Genomic DNA, 15751 nt, shown 5'->3' on the forward strand with positions numbered 1-15751 from the left:
TGAGCGACGCGTGAGCGACGCGTGAGCGACGCGTGAGCGACGCGTGAGCGACGCGTGAGCGACGCGTGAGCGACGCGTGAGCGACGCGTGAGCGACGCGTGAGCGACGCGTGAGCGACGCGTGAGCGTACGGCGGCGGTGCTCCCGGGAGGGGGCACCGCCGCCGCTTTTGTTCTGTGGCTGAGCGTTGTGTGGAGTGGGGTGGGGGCGGGGGCGGCTTTCCTTCGCGGGCTGGTTGCGTCCTCCCCGTAGCGCGTAGGGCCACGCTGCAGACGGCGCCATACGCCGCTACGGGGTATGGCCGCGTCTACGGCGTGGCGTATGGCTGCGTTCTACGGGGACGCGAGGTGGCCGCGTGTACGGGGCGTGGCGGTGACTGCGTATACGCGGTGGCGGGTGACTGCGTGTACGGGGCGTGGCGGGTGGCCGGGCTGATGCTCGGACCACCGCGCCGCCAGTGCTGTGTCCGGGACGGTTGCCGGGAAGCTCGCGGCGTCCGGTGCGGTACATCGCACGGCGGTGGGGGTGCCCCCGGACGGAGTCCGGGGGAGATCGCCCTCGTACTGGGGTCCCCCATGCCGAAGGCCAGGGGAGTACCCGGGCGACTCCGACAACGCAGCGTGGGGGCACTCCCCCAGCCTTCGGCCGGGGGCACCCCCACCCAGCGGTAGCCGGGGGAGTGCCGTGCCGGGCGTCGCGAGCCGGTGAACCGTCCCGGTCACAGCATTAGCCGAAAGCGCCGTGCCGGGTGGCGTCAGGCCCGGCCTTCGGCTCCGGCTCCGGCTCCGGCTGCTGATGCGGCTCCCACTGCGCCTGCGGCTCGCGAATCCGGCCGCCGCCGTCGCCCGCCGTCACCCTGCCCCCGGACCCCGGCTGCGCCCCGGACCCCGGCTCCGCCCCGGGCGCGGGCACTTGCCCAGGCGCGGGCGCCGCCCCCGGCCGCGTCCCCGTCCCCGACCCGGGCGAGGGCGCGGACCGGGGTGCCGTGGCGGACCCGGGCTTCTGCGCGGCCTCCGCCTGGTCCGGCTTCGCCCGCTCCCTGGCCGGGCCATCGGACGCAGCAGCGTCCGGCCTCCGGGCACCGGTCCGTACCCCGCGCGCTATACCAAGACCGCCTCGCGGCCTCTCCTTCGGCGGGGCGGACACCTCCGGGGGACCGAAGGGATCGGCCGGGCGCCGAGCCGTGGACGTACCGTCCGGGGCGCTGGGTGGGAGCGTGGCCCCGCGTCCCCCGCGCCCGCGCGAGCCCCCGGCGTGCCCGCCCTGCCCGCCGCCGAAGGTCGCGCCCAGCGCGGCGCCGAGCTGGCTGAGGGCGACCAGGGCGAATCCGGCCTGGTAGGCGGCCGGCGCGGAGGCCTGGTAGGAGTCGGGGGCCACGCTCCCGGAGCTGTCCGAGCCGTCCGACCGGTGACTCTCTCCCGTGGCGCTGTTCACCTCCATGCGTTCGGCCGCATCGTCGAGATTCGCCGCGGCCAACTGGAAAACGGGCAGAGCCTCGTCGACGGTCTTCTTCAGCCGCCTCCAGTCCTCTCCGAAGGCATCGGCCGCAGGCCCCCGCCAGTGGGTGGCCCGAGCGGTGCCCACTCCGTGGTCGAGAGCGCCGACGATGTCCTCGAGGTGCCGGCCCATCTCCCGCCAGCCGGCCGACGCGTCCCGCAGGGCCTGGGAATTGCCTTCACGCGTCACCGGGCAACACCCCGCATCAGCTCGCTGATTTCCTGCTCCGCGGCTTCGGTGTTCATGGCACCGGTCTTCATTCCGCTCCCGATCTCGTCGAGGCGCTCCTGCAACCGGCCGATCAACGTCCCCACCAACTCGGACAGCTCGGAGAGCTCGGACAGTTCGGAATGCGAGGACGACGACGCGCCCGCTCCGAACCCGTCGCCCAGCGCCTCCGCGTCGGTCCGTCCCCTGAAGGCGGACAGGTGACGCCCCAGGTCGTACGCCTGCGTCGCGAACTCTGTACCGAGTTTCCTCAGCTCGTCGGTATTGATGTGGACTTCATCGGACATCTCTTCTCCCCGTGGTAAAAGGCGCACTGCGACGCGGCCACACCAGGTCTAGCACACTCATTTCATCTGCCCGGCGCGTCGTCCGGACAGGCCTCCGCAAGCCCTGTCACCCACCTGTGACAGGCGTTGGATTGACGGTCCGTTCGATGCTCTCGTTACACTCTGGGAACTGCTGTAGCAATACATGCGGGCCGTGTTCGAAGGGGGAGACGATGAGCCGCGAGCGCCAGATCGGCGACGAGGACCTGATGGACGTGGCCCACGATCAGGAGCAGGCTCACCGGCTCCGCAAGGCGCTGCGGACACTGGCCGACAACCCTTCCGTGGGCGGCGAACTCCAGGAGATGGCACAGAAGGTGCTCTCCGGACGGATCGGCATGCGGGACGCCATTCAGACAGAGCGCTACATGGACGCGCTGGGCGACCGTCTGACGCAGATTCGGCGGGCGGCGGAAGCTCAGACGCCCGAGGAGCGCGAAGCTCAGCGCGCTCAGGTAGAGCGCTGGCAGCAGGCGCAGCGCGAGGAAGAAGAGCGCGAGCGGGCGGAGCGGGACGGTCCGTCGCAGATCGTGGTGGGTGGCAAGCGGCGTGGGGCGCGCGGCCACCGGCCGTAGAAGTCGGGTACCAGAGGGGCCGTGGTGCCACAAGATCGAGGCACTGTCAGCCCCTGGGGATAAGCTCTAGCTGCAGCATAGCTGTGGGTAACCATCGGGGATATGGGGGATGTTGTGGCACTGGATGGGCTGCAGAGCAACTTCCACACCCTCAAGACTGAGGGTGGGAACTTCGGGAAGATCGGCCAGGACTTCGACGATGCGGTGACCAGGCTGATGGACGGTCTCCACGCGCTGGGCGGAGGCCCGCCCGGCACCCAGAAGACCTTGTCCGGCGGCTCCACTCCCGCCGAGCCTCCCCCGCCTTCGACCGCCGAGCAGTTCTGGAGCGGCCTGACGACGCTGAACAGCAAGGCCGGCGCCCCGCCCTGGGGGGATGACGACATCGGCGAGAAGTTCGGTGTCGTCTACGAGGGTCTGCGCGACGGCATGTACGAGTCGATGGGCCACCTCGCGGCCAAGCTCAAGGAGATCGGCAAGGCCCTGGAGGGCATGGCCAAGAACCACGAGGCCAACGAGGACTTCAACGATTCGCTGATGAAGCAGCACATCCAGAACACTCGCGGCGAGCACAAGGCCATGACGAGCCTGACACCGCCGCGCCACACCTGACCCTGGCCGGGCTGAAGGTCGTACGCGCATTAACTACGGGGGAAAACAGCCGTGTCTGTGATGTTGCCGGACTCGCTCGAGTGGGTCCTGGAGATGCTCGGCTTCCAGTGGCCGACCGCGGATGAGGACAAGCTGATCGCATCCGCCCAGGTGTGGCGGCAGTTCGCGGCCGATGTCGAGCAGCTCCAGGTACGGGGCGTCACAGCGGCGGGCAACGTCCTCTCGGACAACTACGGCGACTCCATCGAGGGCTTCAGCACCACCTGGGAGAAGTTCTCCGGCAGCTCCGGCTACCTGGACGACGCCCGCGCCGCAGCCGAGACCATCGCCTCCACCCTGGAGACGTGCGCCACCCTGGTCATCGGCATGAAGATCGCGGTCATCGTCCAACTCGCCATCCTGGCCGCCGAAATCATCGCCGCACAAGCAGCAGCTCCGTTCACGCTAGGCCTCTCGGAAGTCGGCGCCCTGGGCGCCACCGCGGCCACCCGCGTCATCGTCCGCCAAATCCTCAAAGAGGTCGCCCAGCAAATCCTCCAGGCGGCTTTGGAGGCGGCCAAGGAACCGTTCGTCTCGGCCCTCCAGGCCATGATCTCCGACGTCATCTCCCAGACCGTCAACCAGAACTTCGGCGCCCAGAGCGGCTACGACCTGGGCCGCACCGCCAAGACGGGTAAAGACGCGGGCGTCGACGCCTTCAAGCAGACCGGCCAGACCTTCGGCGAAGCCCTCCGCGACGGCGCCGGCCACAAGGCCGGGCACCGCGCCCGCCACGGCCTCGACAGCGCAGCCGGCCGCCACTCCGGCGACGACGGCGGAGACAGCGGCGGCGACATAGGCAGCGACAGCGGGTCGGACTCGTCGAGCAACAGCAACTCATCGAATGCAGGTAGCGACAGCTCCTCGTCGAACTCGTCGTCGGGCTCCTCCTCCGGCTCGTCCAGCTCCTCCGGCTCCTCCGGCTCTACGGACAGCGGTGGCAGCTCCAGTAGCAGCTCAGGCAGCGGCAGCAACGGCTCCAACTCTTCGCCCTCGTCCTCCTCCTCGCCGGGGAGCACGAGCACGTCCGGCTCCGGCGACAACTCCTCGGGCGGGAGGACGGCCCCGGACCCGGGCCCCGGTTCCAGCCCTTCCGGCGGCGCGGACTCCTCCTCCCCGAGCTCGTCCTCGCCGCAGAACTCCGACACCTCCTCGGCACCCCGCTCACTCGACGCCTTCGACCAGCCCTACCGCCCCACGGGCAACGAGAACCCCTACGGGGCCGACACCACGCCCACGTCGGGCAACGGCGCCACGCCGTCACCCAGCACGCAGAACGACACCGCCACCCCCGACTCATCACCTGCCTCCGACGGCGGGCCATCGCAGAACACCCCGGGCGAGAACATCCCGGACAACGAACCCGCCAGGGCGGACACCGGAGACACTCCACGGGGCGAAAACATCCCCGACAACAACGAGCCGTCGTACGCCAGTGACGGCCCCCGCCCGGGTGAGAACATCCCGGACAACAACCCGCCGGCCCCGGGGGACGACGGCCGTCCCGAGTCCTCGCCGGCGTCCACCGACAGGCCTTCGGCGCCGGACGCCCGTACCGCCCCGGACAGCACTCCGGCCCCGGACAGCTCGCGCCCGAACCCCGGCGCCCCGTCCCCCACTCAGTCCCCGGACGCGGCTCAGCAGTCCACCCCCCCGCCGTCCAACAGCGACTCGAACACACCGAACAACGCAAGCCCGACGCCCGACAACGGAAACCCGGCGAACACCACCCCGTCCGCCACCCCGTCGTCCGACAACGGGCAACCCCAGAACGACAACAACGGCAATCAGAGCACCGGGCGCCCGAGCGTCCCGCACGCCTCGATGCCCCACACCGGCGGTCCGGACAGGGCCCCCTCCACCCCGCACCAGCAGCCACAGACACCGCACACGCCCAACCCTGACGACGAGGGCATAGACCTCCAGGCCACAGCTACGCCCACGGCCCCCAGCCCCACCACCGCTCCCCAAACCGACCCCACGCCATCCACCCCCCACGCGAACACCCCACAGAACAACCCGGGGCCCATACCCTGCCCGACGCCGGCCCCCCAACAAACGCCGGCGCCGGGCCCCGCCACCACGCCCCAACGCAACGCCGCTCCCCCGCGCCAGACCCCGCCCCGCGACGGATCCCCGCGCATCGCCGACAGCAGCCGCCGGGAAGAAACGTCCCGCCCGTACAACCCCCGCCTGGACGGGCCTCGCCGACAGGCCACGCCACCGCCCCACGACCCGCGCCTGGACGGCCCCCGTCGGCAAGACACCACGCCTCCCCACGACCCCCGCCTCGACGGCCCCCGCCGCGACGACCGTCCCGCTGCGGCCCCGAGCCGCTCGGAGCAACCCCGCGCCAACCGGCCCGGCAACCAGAACCAGCAGGCGCAGAACCCAACCGACCCCTCCCAGACGCACGGCGACGGCACCACCCCGAACACAACGCCGACCCCGCCCGAAGCCGGCGCCGGAGCCAACCTTCACGACATCCGCACAGGCATCCAGGGCGGCGTCGGCGGACTGCGTCCTCCCTACGCCATTGACCAGCGGCTGCTGGAAGAAGCCGTCCCGCGCAATCCCGACGGGAGCCCCCAACGACACCCGGACCCGTTCCAGCAATGGAGCGGGCTGCAGAACGACAGCGGCCCCCTGATCCCGGGCCGGTCCAACAACTGCGCGGACTGCAGCAGGTCCTTCCTCGAGACCTGGTACGGGAACCCGCAGGTGTCCGCACCGCGCACATGGGACAGCGACGCCAACGGCAACCTCGACCGCACGTCACCCGAGCGCCATTCGAACGAAAACATCCAAGCCTGGGCCGGTACCACGTATCGACACTCCCCCACCCGGGACGAGGGCTACAACCGAATCGCCGCGGAGCTCCTCGCAGCAGGGCACGGGGCCGCAGCGATCATCGTCGTCGAGTGGCCGAAGCCCACGAATGGTGACCCCAAGGCCCGCAGCGGTCACGCCTTCAATGCCGTCAACCACAACGGCCGGGTGGTGTGGGTCGACAGCCAGAGCGGCCAAGTCAGCCACCAGCCCATCCACCCCCAGGCCCTGGGTGTCTGGCATCTCACCCTGGATGCCAACCGCAATCCCGTGGTTCCTCCGACCGCACCCCCGACGAACACGCAGCACTCCAGCAGTCAGAACCAGCCCCATAACCAGCCGAACCATCCTCAGCAGCAAACCCCGCAGGTCCAGCAGCCCCACCCGCAGCCGCAGAATCCTTACCCCCAGCAGCAAGCGCCATACGGGCAGCAGCCCCACTCCCAGCCACAAAGCCCGTACGCCCAGCAGCAAACCCCGTACGGCCAGCCCCACCCTCAGCAGCAGAACCCCTATGCCCAGCCCAACCCGTACGCCCAACAGAATCCGCAGGCAACTCCGTACAACCAGCCTCAACAGCAGAACCCCTACACACAACCCCACCCGTACGCTCAACAGCCCAACCCCCAGCAACACCAGGGACAACCGCAAAACCCGTACTCACCCCCACCGCAGAACCCGGCCGGTCCGTCCGCGCCCGACGCTTCGGGCTCCAGCCACACGCCAGACGCCGCCACCGACGGCAGCGAACGCCAACAAGTGCCCCAGCAGGGGCACCCCGCGGACCCCAACCAGCAGCAGGCCACATCGGCTGATCGCGACACCCGGCAGCAGGCACCCCCGGCACCCGACGAGCCGCCGACGCCAACGGAGCCGCCTACCACCGGCGACACGAACAGCAGCGACCCGAACAGCAGCGACCCCACGGCTGAAAACCCGGCCGACTCCACCAGCCCTGAGGCTGAGGACGCCGACTCGGACACCGACCCAAGCTCGGACGCCCCGACCCCGACCCCGACCCCGGACTCGGACTCGGACTCGGACTCGGACTCGGACCAGAATCGGCCCACGCTCCCGTCTTCGGAGACCCGCCCCTACGACGTGGACCCCGGCGGGGTCGGGCGCCCCAGCCCGCGCGACGTCCAGGCCATGGAGGACAACTTCCCGCGCAACGCGGACGGCACCCCACAACGCCACCCGGACCCCAACGAGGGCACCTGGGTCGACGACAGCCGCGGCCAGGATCCCAACGAGCCAGGCCGCACCAACAACTGCGCCGACGCCGCCCTCTCCTTCGCCGACTCCTACTCCGGCCATCCCACCGTCGCCGCACCCCGCACCCCGGATCTCAACCCGGACGGCACCCCCTCCGACCGCGGCGAAGCAGGCGGCCGCGACCGCATAGAAAACACTCTCGGCGCCCGCTTCACCGACCACGGCGACGGCCCCGAAGCCTTCAACAACCTCGAAACCACCCTCCTCAACGCGGGCCACGGCTCACAAGCCGTCATCATCACCCAGGACGCCAACGGCCGCGCCCACGCCTGGAACGCCGCCAACCACAACGGCCAGATCACCTACGTAGACCCCCAAACCGGCGCTCGCAGCAACACCCCCCTCCACAACGCCCCCAACGGCGTCTTCGCCATCCCCCTCGACGCCAACCGCCGCCCCATACCCGACAGCCGTCCCACCACCGAATCCCAGCCGAACCGCACCACCACCCCCAACCGCCCCGACCGAACCCCCACCCCACGCCGTGAAGCCCCCACCACCCCCGTCGGCAATACCGATAATCGCCGCCCGTCAGCGGATCCTTCGGGAGCCGGTAAGGGAAACGACTCAACGTTCGACCAAGAACGGACACGGGGGACTGCCAACTTCGGCGAAACGCAAGATGCCAATCAACGGCATTACGGGTTGCTTCCCGAAGAATCTCAGGAGCGACTTCGTGTGTCTCACGATGTGCGCCAAGTGGCGCTTGAGGGCGCCCTGAGGCCGCTTCGGGGATGGGCTGATGACGGCTCTCTGTATCGCGTCGCGGAGGAAGCACAAGCCAACGGAAAGATCACCTACAACAGGCTACGCAAACTTCTCCCCGGGTTCGATCAGCTCGACCAAGGAACACAGCTTGCCGTGATCGGCGGACTTGGTCGATTGAGTTCGGAATACCACGGGGCGCACGCGGTCGGAGTAAGTCCTGTCGCTATGGATCCGGGCCGGGTCAAAAAGGCGGCACCAGAGGGCACCTCACCAACACCGGGATACGCGCTTCATCAGACCCACGTCGTGGGCAGCGGTGGACCGTCTGCTGAAGCCCGCACCTACGCGGTGAGGCAAGAAGCAGGCGGCGAAAATGCTTCCCCGAATGACATAGACAAGATGGACAAGGAGTTCCTTGACCTGCGGAGCCGACATGGACAGGGTGCACTACAGCCAGACATGTCCGGCAAGAACTATGCCGTACTGATGATGGAGGAGTACGACGACAACGGAAATGTGGTGGACATACACTATGTCATCGATTCCTCCATTCCGGGCAGCCGGGAACATCATCACGATCATTCTGAACCCCATCTCGGCGAATGGGTGAGACAAGTCGAGAGGGAGTATGGAGACCGCTTCAAGCCTGTGCGGATGTATACAGAGTTCGAACCCTGCGGCGAGAAGACCGGTACAGGTGGCGCCAACTGCTCCGACTATCTGACGCATGACATGAACCGAGATGAGTCTCAGGAGCGTGCACGCAATATGCGAGCCCGGGAAAAGAGGGGCGTAGAGGTACCAGAAGGCCAACCAAAGAACCCTTTGATCATCGATTACGGAATCGGTTACCGAAAGGGGCCGACAGATGATGAGGTTGATCCGCGAGAAGAGTTGACTGCAGCCAAGCAGAGGCTCAACGAAGCCAAAGAAGCTGTAGAGAAATCCAAGCAAGAGGGAAGCGAAAGCCTTCAAGAGGACCGCGCCAGGCTGCGGGAAGCACGAGAAGAGGTCAAAGAAGCCGAGAAGGCCGAGGCCGACGCCAGGAAGGCCGGGACGCCGGTCCGTTCCGGTGTCAAGGAAGAGTTCGATCGCGACATGGACCAGTACCGTGGTGAACTGTTGCGAGTTTGGACGGCGGCAGCGCGAGCGCGAGACGCTGGTGTCGTTCCGCCTTCCGTCAGCCCATGACGTCGATCGGAGAGCAACTGTGGGGTCGCCTGCAACGGCCGCGGAACAGCTGGAAGCCTGGCTGACCGAGCCACGCCGCAAAGGTGGCGTACTCGTACTGCGTGGGCAGGCCGACACAGGCGCTGGCCCAGTGCTGGACGACCTGCGTCGACGAATGCCTGACGCCGTGTTCATCGACTGCCGAGGGCTCACAGCAGAAGAGGTGGCTGTACGTGTGCTATTGAGCCTGGGGGTAGCGCCGGAGGATGCACACAAGCGGCGGCGAAGCCTCTGGGACGCGCAAGGGCTAGTGAGTCGCGATGCGGTCGTTGTGCTGGCCAATGCCCAGTGGGCAGGACCGACGATCACTTCAACCGAGCCTCGGCGCATACTCCGGGCCGTTGCTGACCGCTTCGGACGCGACGATCGGCGGTGCTTGCGGATAGTGGTGGAGGGTGATGCCGAACGCTCACACATTCCCCAGCTCCGGCGTCGGCCAGAAGTGCTGATGCATCGAGATGGTCCAGACCGTGCCCTCCACGGGACGGAAGCGATCCTCGGTGCGGTTCAGCGAAATCCCGCCCTTCAGTGCCTTGCCACGGCAGAGACAGCTCGGGTGTCCTTTCCCGTATGGGAAATGTTGTGTGAGGCACTGTCGCATTCCGCTGGAGAAGTGGAACTTCGTACGCTCGTCAACCAATACCCGGGCCTGCTGACCGTGGCCATTGATGCTGACGGCGCGGAGAGCGTAGGCATCACCTCGGATGCCATGCGGTCACTCATCCGCAAGACCTACGGCGTCTCAGCCGAGAAACAGAAGCATATCGCCCGTCATTTCTCTTCGGGAGCCACCCTTCCCCTCTCGGCTAGCTATGGCTTCCAGGCCGTTCCGTTGCACGCTGCACTTGGCGGCACACTTGAGGAACTCCTGGCCGACGGTGAGTCGCTGGCAGGAGTGGGACGCTACGCGCTGCTGCAGGGAATAGAGGCGGCCTGGCCTGATGGAGTACCACAAGACGGACTTGCTGGGGACATGCACTACCTGGAAGAGCAGCGGGTCGATCCGGTCTCGCACGGGGAGTGGATTTCCTGGTTGCACTGGGCGGCCCTGAACCGGGGTTTGCAGGAGGTCGCGGACGGACTTGTGCGCGCTGGGTCCCGGATGCCCTGGCGAACCGTCTGGTCACGTTGGCGGCCGTATGGTGTCTTCGGCTCGATCGAGGGCGAGCTCGGGCGCGTCGACCAAGTGCGTGTGCAGCGCAGGGGGCCTGAACCAGTCGCCGTGATGCGGAGGGTCGTACAACACGACAACATGGGTGGGCCGCTGGATGAGTTGTATGTGGAGCGTGCCTTCAGGCTCGATGACGGTACCGAAGTGGGCACCGTGTCGACTGTACGGATCCCCCACGACCAGGACACAGCCACGCCACTGGAGTTCGACGAGGACACAGCGCTGCCGGCGCCACGGACACCAAACATCGACTGGCCGATCAAAGCCGCCGGGCCTGGACGTTGGCTGATCGGCGGAGAAGGCGGGCTGTTTGCCGTAGAAGTGCCGCAGTCGGCATGGGAGTCCGGCACGTGGGCCGATGGCCCATTCCTCGGTGCCATGACGGCCGCCGCGCCATGGCTCTGCCCCGAGGAAGCACTCGCCCAAGACGCACCCTCACAGGCATGGCTGGAAAAGCAATTCGGGAATGGCAGTTGCAGAACTATTCGGGACACCGCATTGCCTGACGGACTACGTGATGAAGCGGCCCGGAGTTTCCTGAGCACAGTTGGCATGCCCTTCTTGCCTGACCAGATACCATTCTTCACCTCGGTGGACCTGGATGAACAAGGTCTGGCAGAATTTGAATGGCCGGAACACGCCCCGGAGCCTGGGGCGGAAGGCCCGTTCTACCGGCTCGGAACCTGGACCGGTGGTGCCGTCGTGCTCGACGGCTCCAGTGGTTCGGTGCTGCAGGACACGGAAAGCGGTTACTCCACGGTCCTGTTGGCCAGCAGTCTTGCTCAGTTCTTCACCGTGCTGCGGCTTTATCACGAGTACCGGATGAGTTGGTTCGTCACCAAAGCAGAAGCATCGGATGCCCGGTGGAGTCTGCGCGAATGGGCAGAGGAGATCGACGTCGGCACAGCAGACGGCGATCACTGGGACCAGGTGTTCGACGGCGACCTGGACAATCTCGGATCTTATTGACAAGAGCCCATGGAGGTAGAGGAGGAATGGACTGGATTGAATAGTGCAGTGTCCGGGGCACGGATGAGCGTGCTTCCGGCGTCAAATGAGTTTTGGATATCCTGGGTTGGCAACACGAAACAATCAGCGCGTCACAAATCAATCTCATGCGCCGAAGCCTGCCCCTTTAATTCTCGCGGGCATAACCGCGCCACATCACCAAACTTCTGCGGCGTACGCACGAAGACCACCAACCACTGCGGTACAGAGACTGCCATGACGAGCCACAGGAGAGGACAGCGTGCAATCGGAACCCCCGAGGGATGACCAGCGAGTGCCTACGAGCGTCGAGGACGCGCGCGAAATCGGTAGCACCCAGTTCCCAGCTGCCTGGCCGGATGGGACACCGGTTGCTCTGCACGTGCATGAATTCGACATCGGTTACTTGGTCTATGCGTTCCCTCCGTCCACCGCCCCGAACGGCGCTCCCCCGGAACCCGGCGGCAGCAACATCGTCATTTCCAAGGTCAACGGCGATATTTCTTACGTGCCCAACTATCCGCCGGAGACTGCCATCGAGACCTACCGCAGATTTTACCGTCCCAGCACGTGACATCCGGTAAGACATGAGTGGATTGGCTCGGGTGGCCGTGCTGAACACAACGTGCCCTCGCGAGCCGACGGCGGGGGACGTTGAGAATTCCCTGCCTCCAGGATCTCGTAATCCTGCGCACCGCACGGATCGCGCCTGGCTCCGCCATCCCTGAATGTGACGAGGTTCTCCAGGAGAATGCATGACGCAGCCCAACCAGCCTGAGTCCGAGCGCGGAGTGCCCACAAGCGCCGAGGAAGCCCTCGAGATGGCCCGCCTCGAGTTCGAGCCCAGGCTGACCGACGGCAGCCTCGCACCATTGCGGGTACAGGAGTTCGACCTGGGCTACCTCGTGTACGCCGTCTTCCCTCCGAACCCGAACCCCACCGTGCCCGCGGCACTTGGTGGAAGCAATGTCATGGTCTCCAAGGCGACGGGCAAACTCGGGTACGTCCCCAACTTCCCGCTGGAGACGGCGATCGATCTGTACCGCAAGCACTATGGCCCCAGCGCATAAGGACAAGGTCAAGGGAATCAAGCCAAAACCGCCGCTGGCCGCGCCCGTACCGCGTCGCCAGGTGAGGACACTGGGGCCTCGGTGCGCACATCAGGACGCCCGGGACCGCGCCTGGTTGAAAAAGTCGTTCGACCGTATCTGTTGGCCTGCGCGGGACCAGCACATCCTGAGCGGTGGTCAGCGCCTTGCTCCCGGTAGGGACAAACGGTGGCTCGTACGTCCAGGTCGGTGACTGCGAGAGTACGGCCGGCGTGATGAGGGTGCGTCCTGTGTCAGGGCGACGTGGACAGCGACGCCCACACACAGGTGGAGAGATGGAGAGAGGGGGCATCAGCGTGGCACTGCGGACATTCGAGGCGAGGGTCGGCTGGCCCGTCCTGCGTGAGCGGTTCGTCGGCCGCATTCCGGAGCGCGAGCTGGTCTTGCTGGACGAGGCGGTCGACTTTGCTGCGCGTTGGCACGGAGACCAGGTCCGGCCGGCGGGTGAGCCGTATGTGGAGCACTTGCTCGAGGTCGTGTGCGTACTGATCGAGGCGGTCGAGACGACCGACATCGATGTGCTGCGGGCGGCCGTCCTGCACGACGTCGTTGAGGACACCGGCTGTGCGCTCGATGACGTGAGAATGCGCTTCGGGGACCGCGTCGCGGTCTTGGTCGACTGGGTGACCAAGCCCGCGCCCACCGGCGGCCAGTCCCCTGCTGAGGCGTGGTCGGCGTATCTGGCGAGGCTGCACGACGCACCGGCCGATGCGCTGATCGTCAAGCTGGCGGATCGGCTGAGCAACGTGCAGCGTCTCGACTCACATCCCCGACCGGAGAAGCGCCGCTCGTACTACCAGGAAACCGTGCGCTCCATCGTGCCGCTCGCCCAGTCCCATCCGTGGTTTCGCCAGTGGTACGCAACGTGGTGCGAGCGCTTCCGCCATCTGGCCGGTGACAGGCCAGCCGTGCCATGAAGTTGACGAGCGTGGTCCGGCACTCCCGGCCATGCGCCGTGGCTCGCCCCGCGTGCCCGCTCGCCCCGACCACTGTCCACAGCTCCACCGAACGTAAGATCAACCGCGTACGGTTGAAGTCCGCGAGGGCGTAGGACGGGGGACACCATGACCGGACCCACCGAGGGTTACCCACCGCACCCGCATATCGGCGGCCGCGCCGCCGCCCTGCGCGCGCTCGCCGCGTGGCGGACGGGATCGCCCGGCGCGCCGCGCGTCGTCGTGCTCACCGGGAGTTCCGGCAGCGGGCGGTCCCGTTTGCTGACCGGTTTTCTGATGCTCTGTGACCCGGGGTTCCGCAAGCAGGTGGCGCTGGATGAGCTCGATCCGTCGACCGTTCCGCCCGAGCTGCCCGCTCCCGCCGTGCCCAGCCCCGAAGGTCTCACTGCCGCCCAGATGCTCTGGGTCCTCGCCGATCACTTCGGGCTGCGGGCCTCCCGTACGGAGGACGTGTACGTGGAACTCGCCGCCCTCCCCGACCCCGTGACGGTCGTCGTTCCTGACGTCGACCGTGCCGGGCCCGTACGTGCCGCGGACGAGCCCGCCCTCCTCGTACGGGAGGTCCTGAAGCCGCTCGCCGCCACCGAGGCCGTACGGCTCCTGGCCGACGTCCCCCGCCCGCTCGCCGCCGAGTTGGCCGACGGGCTGCCGGAAGGCATGGCGCAGATCATCGACCTCGACGAGCCGGAGTGGACCGATCCGGAAGGCCTGGTGCTGCACGCCGGTGCGGCGCTCGACCCGCAGTTCGGGGCTCCGGAGCTGCCGTTCACCACCGATCCCGACACGCGCCGCTCCCTTGCGGAGGCGATAGCCCGCCGCGCTGCCACCACCGACGGCAGCCGACTGACCGTACAACTCGCCGTCCGGGGCATCCTCATGCACCCCGACGGCTTCGATCCGGCGGACGAGACCCTGCTCCCGAGCAGCGTCGGCGAAGCGGTCGACCTGCATGCCCGGCGCCTGGGCGCCGACCCGCGTACGCTGCGGTTGATGCTCGCCCCGCTCGCCCTCGCCGAGGGCGACGGGCTGCCTGTCGAGCTGTGGGCCCGTCTCGCGAGCGCCGTCGCCGGGGAGGACATGCGCGAGGCGATCGCGAACGGAATGCTGCTGGCCGGGCCGTTCCTCCAACCCGTCACGCCCGACGAGGACGGTGACCGTACGCTGCTGCGCCTGCTGCACCCCGGCCTTGCCGAGGAGATACGCGCGGGCCTGCCGGACGTACGCGCGGCGCAGACGCAGATCGCCATGGCGCTGCTCGAGGCCGTTCCCGAACAGGACTGGGGCAAGGCCGACCCGTACGTACGCGACCACACCGCCGGACACACCCTCGGCGCCGGGCTGCTCCCCCAACTCCTCTCGGACCCGGGCCTGTTCGCCCACGCCGATCCGGTGACGCTGCGGGCGGCGGTCGAGGCCGTACCGGTGGAGTCACTGGCGGCACCGGCCCGTACGTATCTGCGCACCGCCCCGCTCCTCACCCGGACCCAGGCGCCCGTCGGGATGCGCGCCGCTCTGCTGGAGACCGCGTTCATCGAGGACGGCATGCCCGAGCACGCCGCGGCCCTGCATGGCTTGGGGCTGGATCTGCCCTGGCAGACCCTGTGGAGCCTGCCCGTCCAGGGGGTCACGGCCGTGACCGTGGGCAGCCTGCTCGCGGAATTCGCGGAACCTGCCCGGCAAGCGCCTGCGGAGATCGGCGACGCGCCGGCGGATACGGGCACGGATGCCGGTCCGGACGCAGGCGCGGACACGGACACCGATGCTCCGGCCGCGCTGCCCGTCGCCGTCCTCGTCGTCCCCGAGGGAACGCCCGGCGCCCGCCCCGTCGGCGAGAGCGGCGGCTCCGCCGTACTCGTCCACGGCCTCCTCCAGCCCACGCACCTCGCCCACGCCGACCCCGGGCAGATCCTCCGCCCCTCCGAGGACGAGCGGGCCGCCGCCCCGCTCGCGCTCAGCCGCGGCGCCGACTACCTGCGGGTCTGGGACCGGGCGGATGAGAAGGTCGTCGCCGCGCTGATCTCCGACACCCCGTTCACCGCCGCCGACATCTCCCCCGACGGCATCCTGCTCGTCGCCACCGGGCGGGGGGTCAAGGCTCTCCGCATCCTGTCGCACGGATCAGCGATAGCCTCGTAAGCTGCCCGTACCGGCCTACGCGCGGCTTCCCATCGACACCGATGCCGGCCACGTCAGTCCTGAAGGAGTCTTCT

General features: G+C 68.0%; 10 protein-coding genes. 8 read left to right on the forward strand and 2 right to left on the reverse strand.

The window, feature by feature from the left end; all coding sequences use genetic code 11:
• Positions 1–725: 725 nt before the first annotated feature.
• Entirely contained in the window at positions 726–1685 is a 960-nt protein-coding gene (locus tag ACTWQE_RS20110; protein ID WP_443330373.1) for a WXG100 family type VII secretion target, read from the reverse strand.
• Positions 1682–2011 (reverse strand): hypothetical protein, encoded by a 330-nt coding sequence (locus ACTWQE_RS20115; RefSeq protein ID WP_443330374.1) that lies wholly within the window; start codon positions 2009–2011, stop codon positions 1682–1684. The genes ACTWQE_RS20110 and ACTWQE_RS20115 overlap by 4 nt, the downstream gene beginning before the upstream one ends.
• Before the next feature lie 212 nt (positions 2012–2223).
• Between ACTWQE_RS20115 and ACTWQE_RS20120 the strand changes: the two genes are divergently transcribed.
• The 8 genes from ACTWQE_RS20120 to ACTWQE_RS20155 all read left to right on the forward strand — a co-directional run bounded on the left by ACTWQE_RS20120 (position 2224) and on the right by ACTWQE_RS20155 (position 15677).
• Positions 2224–2625 carry a hypothetical protein gene (locus tag ACTWQE_RS20120; protein ID WP_443330375.1) on the forward strand — a complete coding sequence of 134 codons (402 nt, stop codon included), beginning with the start codon at positions 2224–2226 and terminating at the stop codon, positions 2623–2625.
• Positions 2626–2727: 102 nt separating this feature from the next.
• Positions 2728–3237 carry a hypothetical protein gene (locus tag ACTWQE_RS20125; RefSeq protein ID WP_443330376.1) on the forward strand — a complete coding sequence of 170 codons (510 nt, stop codon included), beginning with the start codon at positions 2728–2730 and terminating at the stop codon, positions 3235–3237.
• 60 nt (positions 3238–3297) lie between these two features.
• Positions 3298–9279, forward strand: coding sequence for a toxin glutamine deamidase domain-containing protein (locus tag ACTWQE_RS20130; protein ID WP_443330409.1), 5982 nt, complete (start codon positions 3298–3300; stop codon positions 9277–9279).
• Between the two features lie 595 nt (positions 9280–9874).
• Complete coding sequence (locus ACTWQE_RS20135; RefSeq protein WP_443330377.1) at positions 9875–11458, forward strand: SUKH-4 family immunity protein; 1584 nt, start codon at positions 9875–9877, stop codon at positions 11456–11458.
• A gap of 400 nt (positions 11459–11858) precedes the next feature.
• Entirely contained in the window at positions 11859–12050 is a 192-nt protein-coding gene (locus ACTWQE_RS20140) for a hypothetical protein (RefSeq protein ID WP_443330378.1), read from the forward strand.
• Between the two features lie 181 nt (positions 12051–12231).
• Positions 12232–12546: a hypothetical protein gene (locus ACTWQE_RS20145; protein ID WP_443330379.1), complete on the forward strand. Its 315-nt coding sequence runs from the start codon at positions 12232–12234 to the stop codon at positions 12544–12546.
• A 335-nt stretch (positions 12547–12881) separates the two neighbouring features.
• Entirely contained in the window at positions 12882–13502 is a 621-nt protein-coding gene (locus tag ACTWQE_RS20150) for an HD domain-containing protein (RefSeq protein ID WP_443330380.1), read from the forward strand.
• Positions 13503–13649: 147 nt separating this feature from the next.
• Complete coding sequence (locus ACTWQE_RS20155) at positions 13650–15677, forward strand: ATP-binding protein (protein ID WP_443330381.1); 2028 nt, start codon at positions 13650–13652, stop codon at positions 15675–15677.
• Positions 15678–15751: the final 74 nt, after the last annotated feature.

Source organism: Streptomyces sp. 8N706 (assembly GCF_052245415.1).
Taxonomy (GTDB): Bacteria; Actinomycetota; Actinomycetes; order Streptomycetales; family Streptomycetaceae; genus Streptomyces.

Bases quoted from the DNA above. Each gene is read 5' to 3' on its own strand.
- ACTWQE_RS20115 (WP_443330374.1), bottom strand. From the start codon at position 2,011: ATGTCCGATGAAGTCCACATCAATACCGACGAGCTGAGGAAACTCGGT.
- ACTWQE_RS20120 (WP_443330375.1), top strand. From the start codon at position 2,224: ATGAGCCGCGAGCGCCAGATCGGCGACGAGGACCTGATGGACGTGGCC.
- ACTWQE_RS20125 (WP_443330376.1), top strand. From the start codon at position 2,728: ATGGGGGATGTTGTGGCACTGGATGGGCTGCAGAGCAACTTCCACACC.
- ACTWQE_RS20130 (WP_443330409.1), top strand. From the start codon at position 3,298: ATGTTGCCGGACTCGCTCGAGTGGGTCCTGGAGATGCTCGGCTTCCAG.
- ACTWQE_RS20145 (WP_443330379.1), top strand. From the start codon at position 12,232: ATGACGCAGCCCAACCAGCCTGAGTCCGAGCGCGGAGTGCCCACAAGC.
- ACTWQE_RS20155 (WP_443330381.1), top strand. From the start codon at position 13,650: ATGACCGGACCCACCGAGGGTTACCCACCGCACCCGCATATCGGCGGC.